The sequence below is a fragment of the Phenylobacterium sp. genome, from assembly GCF_036495085.1.
Taxonomy (GTDB): Bacteria; Pseudomonadota; Alphaproteobacteria; order Caulobacterales; family Caulobacteraceae; genus Phenylobacterium.
Window position 1 is genome coordinate 31,604 of record NZ_DASXNL010000147.1, and the last position, 20,117, is coordinate 51,720.

A 20,117-nucleotide genomic window follows, 5' to 3' on the forward strand; every position below is an offset into this window, starting at 1 on the left:
CATGATCCCGGTCCGCGATTTTGAGGGAAGGACGGTCGCCGTCTTCGGCCTGGCCCGCACGGGCCTTGCAGCAGCGCGCGCGCTGGTGGCCGGCGGCGCCGAGGTGGCGCTCTGGGACGAGAAGCCGGCCTCCCGCGCGTCGGCTGAAGCCGAGGGCTTCACGCTCACCGATCTCTCAGAGGCCGATTGGTCGAAGTTCGCTGCGCTGGTGCTCTCGCCGGGCGTGCCGTTCACACATCCGGCGCCGCACTGGACCGTCGAGCGGGCCCGCGAGGCCGGCGTCGAGATCGTGGGCGACATCGAACTGTTCGCCAGGGCCGTGAACGCTGCGCCCGAGCACCGGCGGCCGAAGGTCGTCGCCATCACGGGCACCAATGGCAAATCGACCACGACGGCGCTGATCGGCCATCTCTGCGCCCAGGCCGGCCGCGACGTGCGCATCGGCGGCAATATCGGGATCGGCGTCCTGGACCTGCCGGACATGCACGGCGGGGCGGTCTACGTCCTGGAGATGAGCTCATACCAGCTCGACCTGACATCGAGCCTTCACGCCGATGTCACCGTGATCCTCAATCTTTCGCCCGATCACCTGGAGAGGCACGGGAGCATGGAAGGCTATGTCGCCGCCAAGCGCCGTATCCTGGCCAACCAGGGCAAGGGCGACACCGCCGTGATCGGGGTGGATGACCCTTGGGGTCAACAGATCTGCACCGAGATCACCGCCGCCAATCGCCGCACGATCGTGCCGGTCTCGGCCTCCAAGGCCATGGGGCGTGGGGTCTACGTCCTGCAGGGCATGCTATACGACGCGACCGGCGAGCGCGCGCAGGAGGTCGCCGACCTCAATGTCGCCCGCTCGCTGCCCGGCCGCCACAACTGGCAGAACGCCGCAGCCGCCTACGCCGCCGCCAAGGGCCTCGGCATCCCGGCGGACGAAGCTGCCGAGCACCTGCTTACCTTCCCGGGCCTGGCCCACCGCATGGAGACGGTGGCGACTCTCGGACGAGTGCGCTTCATCAACGACTCGAAAGCCACGAACGCCGATGCAGCCCGCCAGGCGCTGTCGAGCTATCCTAAGGCTTACTGGATCGCCGGCGGCCAGCCGAAGACCGGCGGGATCGAGGCCCTGGCGGATCTCTTCCCGCGGATTGCCAAGGCCTATCTGGTCGGCGAGGCGGCGCCCGCCTTCGCCGAGACGCTGAAAGGCTACGCGCCAACCTTCCAGGCCGGAACCATCGACACCGCCGTCGCCCAGGCCTACGCCGATGCCGCCAAGAGCGGCCGGGACGCCGTGATCCTGCTCTCGCCGGCCGCCGCCTCGTTTGACCAGTTCAGCGATTTCGAGGCCCGCGGCGAGGCGTTCCGGGCCGCTGTCCAGCGTTTGGCCCACGCTGCAAGAGGGGCTGCATGAAGGCCGCGACGCCGGGGACCCACCACGCCTTCGCCCGTTCCGACCGCTCACGCATCGGGGTCTGGTGGTGGACCGTCGACCATTGGATACTGGGCGTCGTCGGCCTGTTGATCGCCATCGGCGTGGCTATGTCGTTCGCCTCCAGCCCGGCGGCTGCGTCGCGGATGAATGTCGGCGACCCCTTTCACTTCGCCGTGCGCCAATGCGTCTTCGCGGCCGGAGCCGCGGTGATTTTGATCGCCGTTTCGATGTTGGACGTGAAGAATGTCCGGCGCAGCGCCTTCTTCATCTGGCTCATCGCCATCGCCGTGATGGTCGCCCTTCCGTTCTTTGGCCACAACGCCAAGGGGGCGACCCGTTGGCTGGAGTTCGGCGGCTTCACGCTGCAGCCGTCGGAGTTCATGAAGCCGGCGCTGATCATCCTCGTCGCCTGGATGTTCTCCGAAGGGCAGAAGGGCCAGGGCGTGCCCGGCGTCTCCATTGCCTTCGTGCTCTATTTCATTTCCGTCGGGCTGCTGCTGATCCAGCCGGATATCGGCCAGACGGTCCTGATCACGATCGCGTTCGGGGCAGCGTTCTGGATGGCTGGCGTGCCGCTTTCATGGGTGATGTTGTTAGGCGGCGCGGCCATCGCTGGCCTGTCGTCGACCTACTTCCTGTTCCCGCACGTGGCCAGCCGCGTCGACCGTTTCCTGTCGCCGGACAAGGCCGACACCCATCAGGTGGACCGCGCCGCCGAGGCCATCGCCGCCGGCAGGCTGATCGGCCGCGGGCCGGGGGAGGGCGTCCTGAAGCGCGCCATTCCCGACGCCCATACCGACTTCATCTACTCGGTGGCCGCCGAAGAATATGGACTGATCTTTTCCCTGCTCCTGATCAGCCTTTTCGGCTTCATCGTGGTGCGCGGGCTCTACAAGTCGATGAAGCTCAATGACCCCTTTGAACAGGTCGCGGCGGCAGGGCTTTTCGTACTGGTCGGCCAACAGGCCTTCATCAACGTCGCGGTGAACCTCGACCTGATCCCGACAAAGGGTATGACCCTGCCGTTCATCAGTTATGGCGGCTCGTCGATGTTGGCGATGGGCCTGACGCTGGGCATGGCTCTGGCCCTCACTCGCCGCCGGCCCGGCGCCTACACCCCCAGCGAGGCCATCGCCAAGGCCGGCGCGTTCGCTTAGAGGCGAGAGGCCATGCGTAAGATTGCCGTTCTCGCCGCCGGAGGCACCGGGGGCCACCTGTTTCCCGCCCAGGCGCTTGCGGAGAGCCTTATCGCGCGTGGCTGGTCAGTGGTGCTGGCGTCCGACGAACGGGTCGCGGGCCTGGCGCATGACTTCCCCGCCGAACGCCGCATCGGTCTGTCGTCCGCCACATACCGGTCGGGCAACCCGCTCAGCATGGCTCGCGCGGGCCTGGCGGTGTTGCGCGGCGCCAACCAGGCGCGCGCCGTCTACCGCGAGGTCGGCCCCAGCGTGGTGGTGGGCTTCGGCGGCTATCCCTCCGCGCCCGCCCTGGTCGGCGCGATCTTCGATAAACGAGCGACGGTGATCCACGAGCAGAACGCGGTGATGGGCCGGGCCAATCGCATGTTGGCCGCTCGCGTCACGCGAGTGGCCTGCGCTTTCCCGACCCTTCTCAAGGCGCCGGCAAAGGTGGTCGCAGATGCTGTGGTGGTCGGCAATCCGGTCCGCCCGCTGATCCGCGCCCTCGCCGATCAGCCCTATGTCCCTCCGACCGCGGAGGGCCCGATCCGCGTGCTGGTCACCGGTGGCAGCCAAGGCGCGCGATTGCTTTCCGAACTTGTGCCAGAGGCGATTGCCGCCCTACCGGATGCCCTTCGCCAACGCTTGGTCGTCCAGCAGCAGACAAGGCCGGAATCAATGGAATCGGCGCGGCGCACCTATCGAAACGCCGTCGTCGACGCCGAGATCGCGCCCTTCTTCCGCGACTTGGCCAGCAGGCTGGGAGCGGCCCACCTGGTGATCGGCCGCTCCGGCGCGGGATCGGTCTGCGAGTTCGCCGTGGCGGGCAAGCCCTCGATCCTGGTGCCGCTGGCGATCGCGCTGGACGACGACCAGGGCCAGAACGCGAGGCTGCTGGCCGAGGCCGGCGGCGCCGAGGTGGCCCGCGAAAGTCAGCTTACCGTTGAGAGTCTCTCCAGTGCGCTGGAGAAGCTGCTGACCAACCCCGCCCGTCTGGCGCGGATGGCTGCCGCCGCCCGCTCGGTGGCTATGCCAGACGCTGCTGAACGCCTTGCCGACGTCGTCGAAGAGACGGCCCACGCTTACGCTCAAGGCTGAGGCAGCGCTTAGTCGTCGAAGTGCATTCTCGATCGGACAAGATGGGGCGAAGCAAAGTGGCGGCGCGTCGCTTGGCTCAGTCGACGCATCACCGTTCGCCCGGACCGCGGTAAAAACTGTTCGGCAAGCCGCTGCTTGAGCGGTCGGCGAAGGTAACTCATGTCGCCGGCTTTCTCCGGCTGCACCCAGTTCTGATCCTCGTAGTCGCTCTGCTGCGGCGTCTTGCGGAACATCTCGACGTTTTCGGTCTTGCGCGCGCGCATCATCAGGTAGGTGCGGGCGTTGTTGATCAGGGTGACGCGCTGCCTGACCTCGGCCGGATCTGCCACCTCATACCACTCGGCGTCATCGTTACACTCACTGAGCACCATGGATTCCACGACGAAGCCGTTCTCGGGCGCGAACACCCGGTAGAAGAGTTCGGGGCTGAATTGATAGAAGCCGTGGCCGGTGAAATTGTTGGCTCCGTTGACCGAAATCAGGTGACCGCCGACCTTCAGCATTGCGGCCACATTCAGCACCGCCTGCGGAAAGTTGAAGATGTGCTCGATCGTCCCGGCGTCGATGATCGCCGAGAACTTGCCGGTGAACTCCGTGGAAACGGGCTTGTTCAGGTCGGCGAGATAGCTCGCGCCTTCGTAGTCCGATGCGTCCATGGATAGCGGCGCCTTGGCTCCGAGTTCGGTGAGCATTCCATCGACATACGGGAAGCCGCTGAAGGCGCGGCTGAGCGCGCCCTCATCGAGGGGCAAGCCGAAGCGCTTCGCCTCTGTCCGATAGGCCCGCTCTGAAATGTGGATGTTCTGACGTCCGAGGGTGAGCGTATCGGAGAAGTCGACGCCAGCCTGCTTTGCCGCAAAGACGAACCGCGAGCACTGTAGATCAAAACCCAAGATCAATTCTCCTGCCTCCGAAACATTGTGGCCCGCACACCGGCGGTTAACAATCCACGGGACGATGACGTGCCATACGCCCATCGGTTCAGGCGCGGCGCCGCGCACCTCTTCCGCAATGTCAGGAAGCGTCCTAGGACACTGCGATGACCCGCCGCCCCGTGCCTTTCGACATCGGCCCCGTGCACTTTATCGGCATCGGCGGCATCGGCATGAGTGGCATCGCCGAGATCATGCTTCGTATCGGCTACCAGGTACAGGGATCCGACGCCAAGGCCTCGGCCAATACCGAGCGGCTGCAAAAGTTGGGGGCGACCGTATTTATCGGCCATGACGCCGCGCACGTGGAGGGCGCCAGCGCGGTCGTCTATTCGACGGCGGTCAAGGCCGACAATCCGGAGATGGTCGCCGGCCGCGATCGACGCCTGCCCCTGGTCCGCCGGGCCGAGATGCTGGCCGAGCTCATGCGGTTACAGTTCTCCATCGCCGTGGGGGGCACCCACGGCAAGACGACCACCACCTCGATGGTGGCCGCCATCCTCGACGCAGGCGGCCTTGACCCGACAGTGGTCAATGGCGGGATCATCAACGCCTACGGAACCAATGCGAAGGTCGGGGCCGGCGACTGGATCGTGGTCGAGGCCGATGAGAGCGATGGCACCTTCCTGAAGCTCAAGTCCACCGTGGCCATCGTCACCAACATCGACCCGGAGCACCTCGACCACTACGGCGAGTTCGAGGCGGTCAAGAAGGCCTTCCGGGACTTCGTCGAGAACATCCCGTTCTACGGTTTCGCCGCGGTGTGCGCCGACCACCCGGAAGTACAGGCCATGGCCGCGCGGGTGGAAAACCGGCGTCTGGTCACCTACGGCTTCAACCCACAGGCGGAGGTCCGGGCCGAGGGGCTTCAAATGGGTCCGGAGGGCTGCCGCTTCGACGTGGTGATTCAGCCGCCCACACCTGGCGAAGGCGACAGCGAACCGGTCCGTTACGACGACCTTCGCCTGCCTATGGCCGGGCTCCACAATGCGTTGAATGCGTTGGCCGCCATCGCGGTGGCGCGCGAACTGGGCGTCAGCGCCGACGACATCAGGAAGGGTCTGGCGGGCTTCGGCGGAGTCAAGCGGCGGTTCACGACCACCGGCGTCGCCAACGGCGTGCGGATTGTTGACGACTATGGACACCACCCGGTGGAGATCGCCTCGGTGTTGAAAGCCGCGCGCGCGGTCACCGAAGGCCGGGTGATCGCCGTCGTTCAGCCGCACCGCTTCTCGCGGCTCTCCGACCTGTTCGATGAATTCTGCAGCTGCTTCAGCGACGCCGACGTGGTGATCGTGGCCGATGTCTATGCGGCCGGCGAGGCGCCGCTCCAGGGCGTCAACCGCGACGCGCTGGTCGAGGGTCTGCGTCGGTACGGCCACCGCCGGGTCTTGGCGCTGGAGGGGCCATCGGAGCTGGCGCGCCTGGTCGGGGAGGAAGCCAAGGCGGGCGACGTGGTCGTTCTGTTGGGTGCGGGCGATATCACCGCCTGGGCCTATGCGCTGCCGGAGCAACTGTCGGCCTTGGCGGCCGAATGAGCTGGCGCGATCGGCTGCCGGAGGTCCGCGGCAAGCTCCTCCGCGACGAACCGCTCGGCCCCTTTACCTGGTTCAGGGTCGGGGGACCGGCGGATGTCCTTTTCCTGCCGCAGAACGAGGCCGACCTGGCCGGCTTTCTCGCGGGCCTCGACCCGGCAACTCCGGTCACGGTGCTCGGCGTCGGATCCAATACCCTGGTCCGCGACGGCGGGGTGGAAGGCGTCGTCATTCGCCTCGGAAAGGCTTTCGCCGCCATCGAGCCCCAGGCCGGCGAAACGGAGGAGAGACGCAGGATCTTTGCAGGCGCCGCGGCGCTGGACGCCGCCGTGGCGCGTGAGGCGGCCAGCGCGGGAATCACGGGCCTGGAGTTCTTGCGGGGGGTGCCGGGCGCCATCGGCGGCGCCCTGGTGATGAACGCCGGCTGCTATGGTTCGGAGACCCAAAACGTGTTGGTCGAGGCCTATGCCCTGAACCGGTCCGGCCAGCGCTTGACGCTCTCGAACGCCGACCTGGGGTATAGCTACCGCAAATCGGCACGCGCGGCCGCTGAGCCCCTGATCTTCCTCGGCGGGCTCTTTGAGGGCTTGGCGGACGATCCTGCCGCCATCGCCGCGCGCATGGACGAAATCACCACGCGGCGCGAACAGACCCAGCCAATTCGAGAGAAGACCGGAGGCTCGACGTTCAAGAATCCGCCTGGCCATTCCTCCTGGAAGCTGGTCGACGAGGCAGGCTGGCGAGGTCGACCCTTTGGCGCCGCGATGTTCTCGCCCCTTCACGCCAATTTTCTGATCAACACCGGCGAGGCCACCGCCGCCGACCTCGAAGGCCTGGGGGAAGCCGTCAGGGCCGACGTTAAGGCAAAGACCGGGGTCGAACTTGAATGGGAGATCAAACGGATCGGGCGGCCGCGGTAGGGTGACCCCAGCCGCCCGGTCAGGTCACCGGCCGCCCGGTGAGTGCCGGCCGGGTTCGGCGCTTGGGCCGGCGAACTTTGTCTCGTTGGACTTGATCGAGTGACCCTGATGATAGGCGGTGAGCGTGGGCTGGTGGAGCCCCGCCACGGCGCGATCCATGCTTTCACGGGCGCACTTGTGGTCGCTCATCTCGTCCCCAAGCTGCAGCTCGATGCGGCTGTCGCACACCGACACCGCGGCGCGCCAGAGCATGTCGTGCACGGTCTTGACGTCGGTGGGATTGGAAAAATCGAACCCTCGTGCTTCGACCACTGTCTTGCTCGGCTCGCGCTGAGCTTGTGCCAAGGTCGGCGCCGACCCGGTCGCGATGACCAACGACGCCAGCAAGGCTGCCTTGAGCATAGAAACCTCCTCTGTCCCGAGTTTTGGCTAACTCCTAGTCTGATGTGACTGCAATTTTGTCTAAACCTTGTTTGAGAATAGCTGCGCGTCATAAGAAAATAGGCGAGATTCTCGAATCTATTGTTGCACAGGCCGTGCAACGTGCTGAGCAAATTCTTATGAAGTTTATGTAATGCGTCTAGGCGAGCGCCTTGTCGGCCTCGACCAGCCGCGCGCTGCAAGCGCCGCGAGCGATCAGCGCGCCCCTTGCGTCAGTCAGCGAGGCCTCCATATGGGCGATCGATTTGCCCAGGTGGATCACGCGCCCTTCGCCCACGAGCGGCCCTGGTCGGGCCGGTCTGAGGAAGCTCACCTGCATGTCGATGGTCGGCGAGTAGAGCTTGCCATCGCTCATGGCGAAGACCGCCGGTCCCATGGTGTCGTCCAGCATGGCCGCCAGGAAACCTCCCTGGATGTAGCCGGCGGGGTTTGTGAACTCCCAGCGGGCGTCGAAGGCGACCTTGATCCAGCCCTCCTGCGGCTTCACGGCGAGGATCCGCCAGCCCAGCAGTCGTGCGCACGGCGGCGCCGGCAGGTTATCGAGGACTGAAGCGTCGGCGGTCATCATGGCGATCTCCCTTTGTTCGCATCCTGCCGCCACCCTGCTGACAGCGCCCTGTCAGCATGCACCGGCCCTTGACCCGGCTCCCCGGCTCAGTCACCCGCTTGGGCCTTTCCAGCCGCCTTTTTCGAGTCGCCCATGGTCGCGCCCCTCTCCGGACACCACGTCGCCGTTCTCCTGGGCGGCCTTTCCTCCGAGCGCGAGGTGAGCCTGGTATCGGGCCGTGAATGCGCCGCCGCCCTGGAGCGGCTGGGGGCCAGGGTCAGCCGTATCGACGCCGGCCGCGACGTCGCTGAGGTGCTGGCCAGACTGAAGCCCGATGTCTGCTTCAATGCCCTGCATGGCGCCTGGGGCGAGGACGGCTGCGTTCAAGGCGTGCTGGAGACGCTGGGCATGCGCTACACCCATTCCGGCGTGCTGGCCTCGGCGCTGGCCATGGACAAGGCCAAGGCCAAGGCGGTGTTCGCCGCCGCCGGAGTCGCTGTACCGGGTGGCGGGCTCTTCAACCGCTTCAAAGCGGCCGCCGACCACGTGATGGCGCCGCCCTATGTGGTCAAGCCGAACGCGGAGGGGTCCTCGGTGGGGGTGTTCCTGGTGTTCGAGGGCGCGAACCGCCCGCCTCAGGAGATCGTCGCCCCGGGCTGGACCTTCGGCGAGGACGTGATGATCGAGCCCTACATCCGCGGCCGCGAACTCGCCGTGGGCGTGATGGACGGCAAGGCCATGACCGTCACCGACATAATTCCGCGCACAGGTTTCTACGACTACGAGGCGAAGTATGCGGAAGGCGGTTCGACCCACATCGTCCCGGCCGAAATTCCGCCCCATGCCTTTGAAAAAGCATTGAGAATGAGCGAGGCCGCCCATGCCGCACTTGGTTGCCGGGGCGTTACCCGATCGGACCTGCGTTATGACGACATTAACGACATTCTGGTCCTCCTTGAGGTGAACACACAGCCAGGCATGACGCCGACATCGCTCATCCCGGAGCAGGCGGCGCTGCAGGGTGTGGATTTCGACCGATTGGTGCTTTGGATCACGGAGGACGCGTATGCCGGGGGCGGTTCGGGGGGGCTCGCGAGTTAAGGCGAAACCTCCGGTCAAGGCGCCCTCGAAGGCAGCGCCCCGGACGTTAAGATCCGAACCCCACGGCCTCTCGCCGAGGTTGGCGCTAAGCGGCGCGGCGGCGATCCTCGCCCTGGCGCTGGGCGTCACGCTTGGCACCGGTCACCGCGGCGAACGGCTTTTGGCCGGCATCGGCGGATTCCTCGACAGCCGTATGGCCGACGCAGGGTTCCGCGTACGCCACGTCGAGGTGCAGGGCGCCTCGGCGATGGCGACCGCAGACATCGCCAGGGCGATGGGTGTCTACAAGGACGAGCCCCTGCTCGGCCTCGACCTCGCCGATCTGCGCCGTCGCGTGGAAAAGGTGGGCTGGGTCAAGGAAGCACGCATCGTGCGCCTGCTGCCTGACACGCTCGTCGTCGCTGTCGTCGAGCGCCGCCAACTCGCCGTCTGGCAGCATGATGGGCGCCAGCACGTCATCGACGAGCACGGTCAGCTGATTCCCGAAGCCGATCCGGGCCGCTTTACCAGCCTTCCGCTGGTGGTGGGGGAGGGCGGCGCGCAACATGCGCCGGAGATCCTTCCGATCATCGCCCAGCGCCCGAAGCTGATGACCCGGATGGATGCCCTGGTCCGCGTCGACGACCGACGTTGGGACCTTCGATTGAAGGACGGCTCGCTGATTCAGCTGCCTGCCTCCGGCGAGGAGGAAGCATTGATGCAGCTTGAGCGCCTCGATCAACGCTCGCGCATTCTCGAGCTGGGCTTTGATCGTATCGACCTGCGCAATCCCGATGTGGTGACCGTCCGCCCACGCCAGATCCCGCACCTGAACCCGCCGCCCGCGGCGGGCGCCTGAACGATGGAAGACCTATAGATGCTGAAGCTTGCGAGCCGCTCCGAAGCGCAGTCAGGCGACCGGACGACAGGCGCTGCGCAGGACCGCCGCGCCACAGGGCGCAGCGGCCATGAGCGCTCCGCCAATGGACGCGGCGCTAACGAGCGCAAGGTCAATGACCGTAGGGATGGCCGCGAGGGCCTGAAGGCCGCGTTGGCGCGAACGCCGGTCGTGGCTGCCGTCGACCTGGGCGCCTCGAAAGTCACCTGCTTCATCATGAAGCCCGAGGGCGTGCACAAAGGCGACCGCACGCTCACGACCGCCGGCGTCGGATATGTCCAGTCGCGTGGCATCCGCGGTGGCGCGATCGTCAATCTCGACGAGGCGTCCGACGCCATCGCTCAGGCCGTTGAGCGCGCCGAGAACGTCGCCGGCGTCAATGTCCAGCACGTTACGGTGGCGACCGCCGGCGGTCAGCTCACCTCCCATCGCGTGGCCGGTCGGGTCTCGATCGGCGCGCGCCCGATCTCCGACAACGACCTGATCCGCGCCATCAGCCACGCGCTGGCCCAGATCAAGCTGCCTGGACGCCGGGCCGCGCACATCCTGCCGATCGCCTGGTCGGTGGACGGGCAGGGCGGCGTGCGCGACCCGCGCGCCATGTTCGGGCGCACGTTAGGTGTCGAGCTTCTGGTGGTGTCGGTTTCGGAAACCGTGTTCCAGACGCTGGGCGCCTGTGTCGAGCGCGCGCACCTGCAGTTTGAAGGCGTGGTCGCCGCGCCCTTCGTCTCCGCGCTCGCCGCGCTGGAGGAGGACGAGATGGACCTTGGATCGGTCTGCATCGATATGGGCGGCGGTTCGACCTCGGCGGCGGTGTTCAACTCCGGCTCGCTGGTTCACGTAGAAACCGTGCCGGTTGGCGGTCAGCACGTCACCCAGGACATCGCTCGCGGGCTCTCCACCTCGATCGCGGGCGCCGAGCGGATAAAGACGCTGCACGGCTCAGCCATCGCATCCGCCAACGAAGACCGCGAGATGATCGAAGCGCCCCCGCGTGGCGACGATCCCGGTGCGGGCCCCGTCATCGCGCCGCGCAGCCTACTGAAGGGGATCATCGCTCCACGCGTGGAAGAGACCCTGGAGCTGCTCCGGGACCGGCTGAAGGCGTCCGGCGCACCGGTCGAGCCGGGTGCGGGCCTGGTGCTTACCGGCGGCGCCAGCCAGCTCGCAGGAGTTCGCGAAGTTGCCGTGCGGGTGTTCGACCGTCCGGTGCGACTTGGCCGCCCCCGTCGCGTGCCGCACCTGGCCGACGCCGCGTCAGGTCCGGCCTTCACCGCCGCCGCCGGTATCCTGCACCGTGCCGCGTTCGGTCCCCGCGAGGCCGTCTCCGCCAAGGCGTTGGCCTCGGCCAAACTGCGCCGCGAACCTCTTGATCCCCGCGCCAATCCGGTCGCAAAAGCGGCGTCCTGGCTGCGCGAGAACCTCTAGGCCCGACGCGCCGCTGACGTTCCCGCGGCAGGCCGGTCATCCCTGCTGGATTTGAGGCCGCGGACTGCGGCCTCAGCGCCGAGGACCTACGTCTCGGCGGCCGTGGGCTTGGAAAGGGAGGTCACGAGCCTGTCCAGGGTTGCAAAGAACACGTCGATGCTGAATCCGAACAGGAATGCCAGTCCGAAGATCGTTATTCCGCCAAAGGTCTTCGAATTCAGAGAATTGAACAGCCACGAGATGCTGACTCCGGCCATCGCGGCGAGAATTGCCCGGGTCACGGGATGCTTTGGGTTCTTTAGTAGCGGATTTATTCTCGCCCTAAATTGAAATATCAGAGCGCCAAACATTGCGTAAATAGCCGGAAGGACCCAAAGTCCATATATCGTCATTATATTTTGCATCCAACTCATATAGATATTTAAATTGTTGTTGACGTCCTCTACTGCCAAATTATTCGGACCGGTTAGATCGATGAATCTTAGATATGTTGAAAAATCACCGTCTTCATCGGTAAGATCTGGAGTTACATTGTTGTAATTGGAATCACTATCTCGAATGAATAGCAATGAGGATCCAATTCCCAACTTATCTAGGATGAAGGATACGGGTTTTCTAAAAGTTGCCGCGTCAATAACGTCTGCCGCACGAGTTTGATCGTTAAAAACGTTATAGGCAATTCCTCTAGTAACCGACAATTCATGATAATATTCAGATGAGTCGGCGGTAGATGGTGAAACTGGCAGCGGAGCGCTGGACTTAAGTCGCATCCAGTCGTTGTATAGATGTTCTGCTTTCGACGGCAAATCTTCCTTCTGAATGGAAGCTAGGTCATCATACACAAGAGAGGCAGTTTTATATACATAAGTGAAATAGGCGAGACTGAAGACAAGACAAGTGGCGTATATGAACGGGATAATGGTTGAGACTGCTGAGGCTAAAGCCCGGAATAGATGTGTGGCGGCGCTCGAGATCGACGCGCCAAAAGAGCTGTTCGCCGGCATGTCTGATCTCTCCCTGGTTCCGAACTTGGCTGGATGACCGCGTTTTACCGCTCCGCAGGTGGCGTTAGCCTCGAGTGCCGCCCACAGGGGGCTGGCCCGCCTGAGGGCAGTGGCATGGAGTTCCGGCAGGCCCAGCGGGGCGCGCCCAGCACCAGAACTTTGGCGTGTAACAGACCGTGCCGGGGGCATGCGGGGGCACTCCCGCGTGGCTCGCCGTGGCGAGTACGACGAACACCAAAAGGCTGGCGGCCACCCTCAGCGACCCTACGGCGATCGAACCGTGTCCTTTGGTCATGTCGCGCTCCCTCGAACCCCACGCCAGTTGTGCGTCACCACCGATCCAGGGGACGTGACGCAGGTCACGGTGCGGACTCGACCGCGCTCGGTGTGAGTTCGCGGGACCAAGCGCGTGTCTGGCGAGAAGGTCTTGCCGCCGCAGCGAGCGATTTACGCCCTCTACACTAGGGATTGTAACTTTGGCGCGGCCTTGGACGGTGAGTCAATCACGGGGCTCGGCCTTAGAGCGGCGGCGTGCGGTGGGGTCGCCGCTCGGCTGGCGGTGACGACAAGCCCGGCGAACACCAGGGTGGCGGCCACCCTCAGCGACACAATTGCGATCGAAACTCGTTCCTGGCCCCTGCTCATCACATCCTCACGTTCAAAGCCGGTGCAAATATGCCCTGGCGCTTGTCCCAAGGGCGTAACGCAGGTCACAGGGAGCGAAGCGCGGAACTCCCTCGTGTGTCCGTTTCTCCGCGCGCTCACTCTCTCCTGTCCCGACGCGGCGTAAAGCGCCTACCGTGGGCCTATGGCGCCGCGGTGAGACGGCGGATCAACGGGAGGTTTCGTCGTGTCCGACGCTTACGAGCACATCCTCTGTATGGTCGAGGACGGGATCATGCAGATCACCCTCAACCGACCTGAAAAACTCAACGCCTACACCGCCACCATGGGCGCCGAGCTTGCTCGCGCCTTCGACGCAGCCGACACCGACGACGCGGTGCGGGTGGTGCTGGTCACCGGCGCGGGCCGCGGATTCTGCGCCGGCGCCGACATCTCCGCCGGCGCGGACGCCTTCGACACCACCTCGACGCAAGGCTCGGTGTCCTTCGGCGATGTTTCGAATGCCCGGCAGGGCCGCGCGGGCGGTTCCGGCATGGTCGGCGCGATCTTCGAGTGCCGGAAGCCCTCGATCGCCGCCTTCAACGGCTCGGCGGTCGGCGTTGGCCTGACGCTGACCCTGCCTATGGACATCCGCATCGCTGCCGACGCAGCAAAGTTCGGCTTCGTGTTCGCGCGCAGGGGCCTGGTGCCGGAGGCCGGCAGCGCCTGGTTTCTGCCGCGTCTCGTCGGCCTACCGCAGGCGCTTCGCTGGTGTCTCGACGGGGCGCTGTTCTCCGCGGCCGAGGCGCTGAAGGGCGGGCTCGTCAGCGAGGTCGTGGCCGTCGACGAGTTGATGCCCCGCGCCCGCGCCATCGCCCGCTCGATCGCTGACAACACCTCTCCGATCTCTGTGGCCATCACGCGCCAGATGCTGTGGCGCCTGTCGCCGGAGTCGTCACCCTGGCCGACGCTGAGGGTCGACGGCGCGCTCGCCATGGCCCTAGGCTCCACCGGCGACGTCCGCGAAGGTGTTTCGGCCTTTCTCGAGAAACGGCAGCCCGCCTTTCCGGGCAAGGTCTCGTCGGGCATGCCTGAGGGCTATCCCTGGTGGGATCGCTGAACCGTCCCCAGTCACCTGGGCGGCCGTCCACAGGCGTCGGGCGAGGCGGCTTGCCGCCAAGGCATGCCTGATTCGTCTTACGCCTTGTGACGCAAGGGGTTTTTTCGACCAAACCCGGCCTCGACCGACTCGCGACTCACGGTATGCGGTTAACCCTCGATTAAGGGTGTCGGCGCGTACTTAACGCTTCCTTACGAGGGCGCTTTGGCGGCGGGTCTGCTTATGCGTCTCGGGCCGTATTTCGGGAAGGACGCAGGGGTCCCATGACAATCGCACTTTCAGCTCCGCGCGCGACAGAACTGAAGCCGCGGATCGTCGTCTTCGGCGTCGGGGGGGCTGGCGGCAACGCGGTCAATAATATGATCGAGGCGGGCCTGCTGGGAGTTGAGTTCGTGGTGGCCAACACCGACGCTCAGCAGCTGGCGTTCGCCAAGACCGACCGGCGGGTGCAACTAGGCGTGCTGGCCACCCAGGGCTTGGGCGCCGGGGCCCATCCCGAAATCGGCATGAGCGCGGCCGAGGAGTCGATCCCGGAGATCGGCGAGCACCTCGACGGGGCTCACATGGTGTTCATCACCGCCGGGATGGGCGGCGGCACCGGTACGGGCGCGGCCCCGATCATCGCCAAGTGCGCGCGCGAGCGCGGCATCCTGACGGTCGGCGTGGTCACCAAGCCCTTCCATTTCGAGGGCCGCCACCGGATGCGCCTGGCCGACGCCGGCATCGCTGAGCTGCAGCGCTACGTCGACACCTTGATCGTAATCCCGAACCAGAACCTGTTCCGCGTCGCCAACGAGCGGACCACCTTCGCCGAAGCCTTCGGCATGGCCGACCAGGTGCTGCACTCCGGCGTGCGTTCCATCACCGACCTGATGGTGCTCCCAGGTCTGATCAACCTCGACTTCGCCGACGTTCGCACGGTGATGACCGAGATGGGCAAGGCCATGATGGGTACCGGCGAGGCCGCTGGCGACGACCGCGCCCTGATGGCCGCCCAGAACGCTATTCAGAACCCTCTGCTCGACGAGGTGTCGCTGAAGGGCGCCAAGGCCGTGCTGGTCAACGTGACCGGCGGACTCGATATGACGCTGCTGGAAGTCGATGAGGCGGCCAACGCCATTTCCGAGCAGGTCGATCCGGAGGCGAACATCATCTTCGGCGCGGCCTTCGATCCTTCGCTCGACGGCATGATCCGGGTCTCGGTCGTGGCGACCGGCATGGACGGCGCATCGATCGCCGCCATAGAGCCCAAGCTCGAGCGCCGGCCGCTGACCGCTCCCCCGCTGCGCATGCCCGAAACCCGCATTGTGGCGGACGAACCAGCCGAAACGCCGGTCCAGATCAGGCCGGAGCCCATGCCGCGGCCTGAACCCGTGTTCGCCGCGGACACTGCGGAAGAAGAACAGCCCGATCTGTATTCCGCGCCGGTCGCCGGCCAGGGTGGGCCCGTGGTGGTCCAACCGGTCGTCCGGATCGTTGATCCTGCGGTCGCCGAGCCGGGGGACGAGCCACTGTTCGCGCAGCCGACCTACGAAGAGCGCCGTCCGCGGGGTGGCTTCCTGAGCATCTTCGGCAGCCGGCCGCGCTATGACGCCCCGGTTCCGCAGGCCGCTCAGCCGCGACCCGCGCCCAGCCGCGGCGGCGCACTTCCCGTGGAGGCTGCCGCGCCGGAGGAAGAGGCCCATCAGGGCGAGGATCTGGAAATCCCCTCGTTCCTGCGGCGTCTCGCCAACTAGCTGTTTTCAAAAGCATTCCTAGTATAGCCGCAGGGGTTCGCAATACCCCTGCGGCGCTATGCCATGGCGCGCGGGTGTTAACCTTCCGGATACCGAAACATTGCGAAACAGGGATTGTTTTGCTGCGCCGCACCAACTTGCTTACCGCAGAGGTGGGCGCTCTTCGGTCACTTCGGCCGGCGCTCCAACCTAGAAAGGTGCCAGAGTGGCGGCAGACGGTTTCCAGAGCGGAGCATTCCAGCACACCGTCAGAGCTCCGACGCTGTTCGCCGGCGTGGGCGTCCATACCGGCGAATATACCAAGGTCGCGGTGCGTCCAGCCGGGCCCGACGCCGGGATCGTGTTCGTGCGTATCGACGTCACTGACCGCGACAACCAGGTTCCAGCCACACCGGAGTCGGTCTGCAAGACGCAGCTCGGCACCGTCATCACCAACAGCGCCGGCGTCACCGTCGCCACCATCGAGCATCTCATGGCTGCGCTGGTCATGTCTGGCATCGACAATGCGATCGTCGAACTGGACGGGCCGGAGATGCCGATCATGGATGGCTCCTCCTGGCCGTTTCTGAAGATTCTCGATCGCGCCGGCCGCAGGCCCCAGGCCGCCGCCCGAAAGTTCATCGAAATTCTCGACACCGTCGAAGTGGTCGACGGCGACAAGCGCGCGGCGCTGAAACCGGCCATGCAGTTCGAGGTCGCCTTCGCCATCGAGTTCCCGACCGCGGTGATCGGGCGCCAGGAAATCGACCTTCCGATGGGCGAGGCCGCCTTCCGCCGCGAGCTCGCCGACTGCCGCACCTTCGGCTTCCTGCACGAGGTCGAGGCCCTGCGGGCCATGGGCCTGGCCCGCGGCGGCTCTATGGACAACGCCGTGGTGATCGAGGGCGATCGGGTCCTAAACCCCGAGGGGTTGCGCCGCCCCGATGAATTCGTGCGCCACAAGGCCCTGGACGCTATCGGCGATCTCTATGTTCTGGGGGCCCCGATCATTGGCCGCTTCGAGGGCGAATTGGCCGGCCACGGAATCAACAACCAGCTGGTTCGCGCGCTGGCCGCTAGGCCCGACGCCTGGCGGATCCGCACCTTCGCCGACGAGATGGCGATCGCAGTCTGATCCCGGTCGCCTGATTTCGACCACAGGATCAGGTGTAGTGTGGTCGCAGCCGAGCGGCATTCGGTTGCGCCGGCTGTCCCCTGGTGTAGAAGCGATTTTCTCGCGTGGGGGCGCGCGTCCGATCCTTTGAGGTGATGGTGACCTTGCTTCGCAATTCGTGGTCTCGCCCGGCGCTCGTCGCGGTCTTTTGCGCGCTCGCTGTCGCCGGGTGCTCAGGCAACAAGAAGCCCAAGACCAAGCTCGCCTACGAGGAGCGTCCGGTCGAGCTGCTCTATTCCACCGGCGCGGATCGGATGGACAAGCATCTGTGGGGCCAGGCCGTTGACTACTTCCAGGAAGTCGAACGCCAGCACCCCTATTCGGAGTGGTCCAGGCGCGCGATCTTGATGCAAGCGTTCGCCCACTACCAAGGCAACAATTACTCCGAGGCGATCGCCGACGCCGACCGCTTCATCTCGCTCTATCCGGGCAACCAGGCCTCGGCCTACGCGCACTACCTGAAGGCCGTTTGCTACTTCGAGCAGATCGTCGACGTGGGTCGCGATCAGGCCGCTACCGGCCAGGCGCTCGATAACCTGCGCGAGGTCACGACCCGCTACCCACACACCGAATACGCCCTCGACGCCCGGCTGAAGATCGACATGGTCAACGACCAGCTGGCCGGTAAGGAAATGACCATCGGCCGCTGGTACCTGCGCCAGAACGACACTCTGGCGGCCATCGGCCGCTTCAAGACCGTGGTCGACCGCTTTCAGACCACCAGTCATACCCCCGAGGCGCTCTACCGCCTTGTGGAGGCCTATCTGACGCTGGGCCTGCTTGATGAGGCGAAGAAGAACGGCGCGGTGCTGGGCTACAACTATCCAGGCGACGCTTGGTACGTCGACGCCTACGAGCTCCTGACGTCCAAGGGGCTACGCCCGGCAGTGATCCCGGCCGTCAGCACCAAACGCAGCCTGTTCCACGCGCCCATGACCAAGGACAAGGCCCACACGATCGCACCACCATCGGGTGGTGGCCAGACCACCGCTTCAGCCCTGTCGACGGCGCAATCCTCGGCGACGCCTGCCGCGCAGCCGCAGGCCGAGTCGGATACGTCCGACGATCCGCCGAAGAAGAAGCGCAGCATCTTCCACATCCCCTTCACCAAGGATAAGTCCGAAGACACCGCGGGCGCCTCGAAGAGCAACTGAGTCGAAAAGGTTCTCCCGGAAGGCGCCCCCTGGCGCGGGAGAACAAAAAGTGATCAACTGCGCCATGGCGGCGCTTTTCCCGGCCGCTGATTCCGGGCGATCATTGGCGCCATGCTCATCGGATTGTGGATCCGCGACGTCGTATTGATCGAGGCCCTGGACCTGTCCATCGGGCCTGGCCTTACGGTGCTGACCGGAGAGACCGGAGCCGGCAAGTCGATCATCCTCGATGCGCTCGGCCTGGCGATTGGCGCGCGGGCCGAGGCGGGCCTCGTGCGGCGAGGTGCAGCTCAGGCCGCCGCCTCAGCGGTGTTCGCCCCGGCGCCGGCCCATCCCGTCTGGGACCTCCTCGAGGAGAAGGGCCTTTCCTACGCCCGCGACGAGGACCTCGTCTTGCGTCGCACGCTCTCGGCCGATGGCCGCAGCCGCGCGTTCGTCAACGACCAGGCGACTGGCGTGGGCGTCCTCAAGGAAGTGGGCGAGGCGCTGCTGGAAGTCCATGGCCAGCACGAGACCGTGGGTCTGCTGGACGCCCGTACTCATCGCCACATGCTCGACGCCTTTGGCGCGCTGCACGATCAGGGACGCGCGGTAGCCGAACGCTGGCGGGCCCTGCGCGAGGCCGGCGAAACAGTCGAGGCCTTGCGGGCCGAAGTGGCGCGCGCTGATGCCGAGACCGAGGAGTTGACGCTCCGCCTCGCCGAACTGGATAGGCTGGATCCGCGCGAGGGCGAGGAAACCGAGCTAGCCGAGGAACGCGCCATCCTGGGCGCTTCGGAAAAGGCGCTGGCGGATATCGGAGGCGCCCGCGAAGTGTTCGACGGTCTCTCGCCGCGCGTCGCCGGCGCTGTGCGCGCGCTGGACCGCGCTCGTGAACGGGCGCTGCTGGCCGGGGCTGCCGAAGCGGGAACCGCGGTGAAGCGGCTGACAGAGGCCTCGGCGGCGCTTGACCGGGTGCTGATCGAGGCGGCCGAGGCGGAAGCCGCGGTCGACGCCGCGGCCGAGGCCTTCGATTTCGAGCCAGATCGTCTGGAGAAGGCCGAGGAACGGCTGTTTGATCTAAGGGGCCTCGCCCGAAAGCTGCAGGTGAGCGTCGAAGAACTTCCCGGCCTGCGGGCCCGCTTCGCCGAGAGGCTCAGGGCGGTGGAGCGATCCGAGGATGCTCTGAGGGCCGCCGAAGCCGCTCAAGTCGCGGCGCGCCAGTCCTATCTGGCCGAGGCCGGCCGGCTGAGCGCCGCGCGCGCCGCGGCCGGTGAGAGTCTGGCGACCGCGGTGATGGCTGAACTCGGCCCCCTTAAGCTCGACAAGGCCCGCTTCCGCGTGTCGGTCGCCAACGTTGCGGAAGACAAGGCCGGCCCCACCGGTCTCGATCGCATCGCCTTCGAAATCGCCACCAACCCCGGCGCGCCGTTCGGCGATTTGGGCGCCATCGCCTCGGGCGGCGAGTTGGCGCGCTTCGCGTTGGCCCTCAAGGCGGCCCTCGCCGGCCGTGGAGCCGGGCCTCAACCGCTGATGATCTTCGACGAAGTCGATCAGGGCGTCGGCGGCGCCGTGGCCGACGCCGTCGGCCTGCGTCTGAAGCGCCTTGCGACCGAGGCCCAGGTGCTGGTGGTCACTCACAGCCCGCAGGTCGCCGCTCGCGCCGAGGCCCACTGGCGCATCGCCAAGGCCGGCGAGGGCGAGCGCCTACGCACCGCCGTCGAAGATCTCTCCGCCTCAGACCGCGAGGAAGAAATCGCCCGCATGCTCGCCGGCGCCGAGATCACCGACGCCGCCCGCGCCGCAGCGCGAGCGCTGATCTCGGCCTGACCATCCTGCCCCTCAAGCGGGCGGGAACCGCGGGTCTTCCTTCGCGCCA

At 66.0% G+C, this 20,117-nt stretch carries 17 protein-coding genes; 13 read left to right on the forward strand and 4 right to left on the reverse strand.

Features of this window, described 5'->3' with window-relative positions; all coding sequences use genetic code 11:
- Nucleotide 1: 1 nt before the first annotated feature.
- From murD to murG, 3 genes are read left to right on the forward strand one after another with little or no spacing between them, the layout of a single operon-like run.
- The gene (murD, locus tag VGI62_RS16780) at nucleotides 2-1,411 is read left to right on the forward strand and encodes a UDP-N-acetylmuramoyl-L-alanine--D-glutamate ligase (RefSeq protein WP_331505673.1); all 1,410 of its coding nucleotides are present in this window, start codon (nucleotides 2-4) and stop codon (nucleotides 1,409-1,411) included.
- Nucleotides 1,408-2,589, forward strand: coding sequence for a putative lipid II flippase FtsW (ftsW, locus tag VGI62_RS16785; protein ID WP_331505674.1), 1,182 nt, complete (start codon nucleotides 1,408-1,410; stop codon nucleotides 2,587-2,589). Before murD ends, ftsW begins: the two co-directional genes overlap by 4 nt.
- Before the next feature lie 12 nt (nucleotides 2,590-2,601).
- Complete coding sequence (gene murG / locus VGI62_RS16790) at nucleotides 2,602-3,708, forward strand: undecaprenyldiphospho-muramoylpentapeptide beta-N-acetylglucosaminyltransferase (RefSeq protein WP_331505675.1); 1,107 nt, start codon at nucleotides 2,602-2,604, stop codon at nucleotides 3,706-3,708.
- Between the two features lie 8 nt (nucleotides 3,709-3,716).
- On the opposite strand, the gene VGI62_RS16795 is transcribed toward murG, so the two are convergent.
- Nucleotides 3,717-4,601 (reverse strand): hypothetical protein, encoded by an 885-nt coding sequence (locus VGI62_RS16795; RefSeq protein WP_331505676.1) that lies wholly within the window; start codon nucleotides 4,599-4,601, stop codon nucleotides 3,717-3,719.
- Between the two features lie 146 nt (nucleotides 4,602-4,747).
- Here VGI62_RS16795 and murC point away from each other — a divergent pair, with 146 nt between their 5' ends.
- Complete coding sequence (gene murC, locus VGI62_RS16800) at nucleotides 4,748-6,178, forward strand: UDP-N-acetylmuramate--L-alanine ligase (RefSeq protein ID WP_331505677.1); 1,431 nt, start codon at nucleotides 4,748-4,750, stop codon at nucleotides 6,176-6,178.
- Nucleotides 6,175-7,095: a UDP-N-acetylmuramate dehydrogenase gene (gene murB / locus VGI62_RS16805; RefSeq protein ID WP_331505678.1), complete on the forward strand. Its 921-nt coding sequence runs from the start codon at nucleotides 6,175-6,177 to the stop codon at nucleotides 7,093-7,095. Before murC ends, murB begins: the two co-directional genes overlap by 4 nt.
- A 24-nt stretch (nucleotides 7,096-7,119) precedes the next feature.
- On the opposite strand, the gene VGI62_RS16810 is transcribed toward murB, so the two are convergent.
- Both VGI62_RS16810 and VGI62_RS16815 read right to left on the reverse strand, forming a co-directional pair.
- Nucleotides 7,120-7,497 (reverse strand): UrcA family protein, encoded by a 378-nt coding sequence (locus VGI62_RS16810; protein ID WP_331505679.1) that lies wholly within the window; start codon nucleotides 7,495-7,497, stop codon nucleotides 7,120-7,122.
- Nucleotides 7,498-7,675: 178 nt separating this feature from the next.
- Nucleotides 7,676-8,104 carry a PaaI family thioesterase gene (locus VGI62_RS16815; RefSeq protein ID WP_331505680.1) on the reverse strand — a complete coding sequence of 143 codons (429 nt, stop codon included), beginning with the start codon at nucleotides 8,102-8,104 and terminating at the stop codon, nucleotides 7,676-7,678.
- Between the two features lie 132 nt (nucleotides 8,105-8,236).
- Here VGI62_RS16815 and VGI62_RS16820 point away from each other — a divergent pair, with 132 nt between their 5' ends.
- The 3 genes from VGI62_RS16820 to ftsA all read left to right on the forward strand — a co-directional run bounded on the left by VGI62_RS16820 (nucleotide 8,237) and on the right by ftsA (nucleotide 11,489).
- Nucleotides 8,237-9,184, forward strand: coding sequence for a D-alanine--D-alanine ligase (locus VGI62_RS16820; RefSeq protein WP_331505681.1), 948 nt, complete (start codon nucleotides 8,237-8,239; stop codon nucleotides 9,182-9,184).
- Nucleotides 9,185-9,263: 79 nt separating this feature from the next.
- Entirely contained in the window at nucleotides 9,264-10,022 is a 759-nt protein-coding gene (locus tag VGI62_RS16825; RefSeq protein WP_331505682.1) for a cell division protein FtsQ/DivIB, read from the forward strand.
- A gap of 18 nt (nucleotides 10,023-10,040) precedes the next feature.
- Entirely contained in the window at nucleotides 10,041-11,489 is a 1,449-nt protein-coding gene (gene ftsA, locus VGI62_RS16830) for a cell division protein FtsA (RefSeq protein WP_331505683.1), read from the forward strand.
- 86 nt (nucleotides 11,490-11,575) lie between these two features.
- Here ftsA and VGI62_RS16835 read toward each other — a convergent pair whose 3' ends face one another.
- Nucleotides 11,576-12,682: a hypothetical protein gene (locus VGI62_RS16835; protein WP_331505684.1), complete on the reverse strand. Its 1,107-nt coding sequence runs from the start codon at nucleotides 12,680-12,682 to the stop codon at nucleotides 11,576-11,578.
- Nucleotides 12,683-13,343: 661 nt separating this feature from the next.
- On the opposite strand from VGI62_RS16835, the gene VGI62_RS16840 reads away from it, so the two are divergent.
- The 5 genes from VGI62_RS16840 (at nucleotide 13,344) to recN (ending at nucleotide 20,068) form a co-directional block, all read left to right on the forward strand.
- Complete coding sequence (locus tag VGI62_RS16840; RefSeq protein ID WP_331505685.1) at nucleotides 13,344-14,216, forward strand: enoyl-CoA hydratase-related protein; 873 nt, start codon at nucleotides 13,344-13,346, stop codon at nucleotides 14,214-14,216.
- Nucleotides 14,217-14,479: 263 nt separating this feature from the next.
- Nucleotides 14,480-15,952, forward strand: coding sequence for a cell division protein FtsZ (gene ftsZ / locus VGI62_RS16845; RefSeq protein ID WP_331505686.1), 1,473 nt, complete (start codon nucleotides 14,480-14,482; stop codon nucleotides 15,950-15,952).
- A 205-nt stretch (nucleotides 15,953-16,157) separates the two neighbouring features.
- Nucleotides 16,158-17,066, forward strand: coding sequence for a UDP-3-O-acyl-N-acetylglucosamine deacetylase (gene lpxC, locus VGI62_RS16850; protein WP_331505687.1), 909 nt, complete (start codon nucleotides 16,158-16,160; stop codon nucleotides 17,064-17,066).
- 143 nt (nucleotides 17,067-17,209) lie between these two features.
- Nucleotides 17,210-18,259 (forward strand): outer membrane protein assembly factor BamD, encoded by a 1,050-nt coding sequence (locus tag VGI62_RS16855; RefSeq protein ID WP_414695699.1) that lies wholly within the window; start codon nucleotides 17,210-17,212, stop codon nucleotides 18,257-18,259.
- Nucleotides 18,260-18,370: 111 nt separating this feature from the next.
- Nucleotides 18,371-20,068, forward strand: a complete 1,698-nt coding sequence (gene recN, locus VGI62_RS16860; protein WP_331505689.1) for a DNA repair protein RecN — start codon at nucleotides 18,371-18,373, stop codon at nucleotides 20,066-20,068.
- The last annotated feature ends 49 nt before the right edge of the window (nucleotides 20,069-20,117 follow it).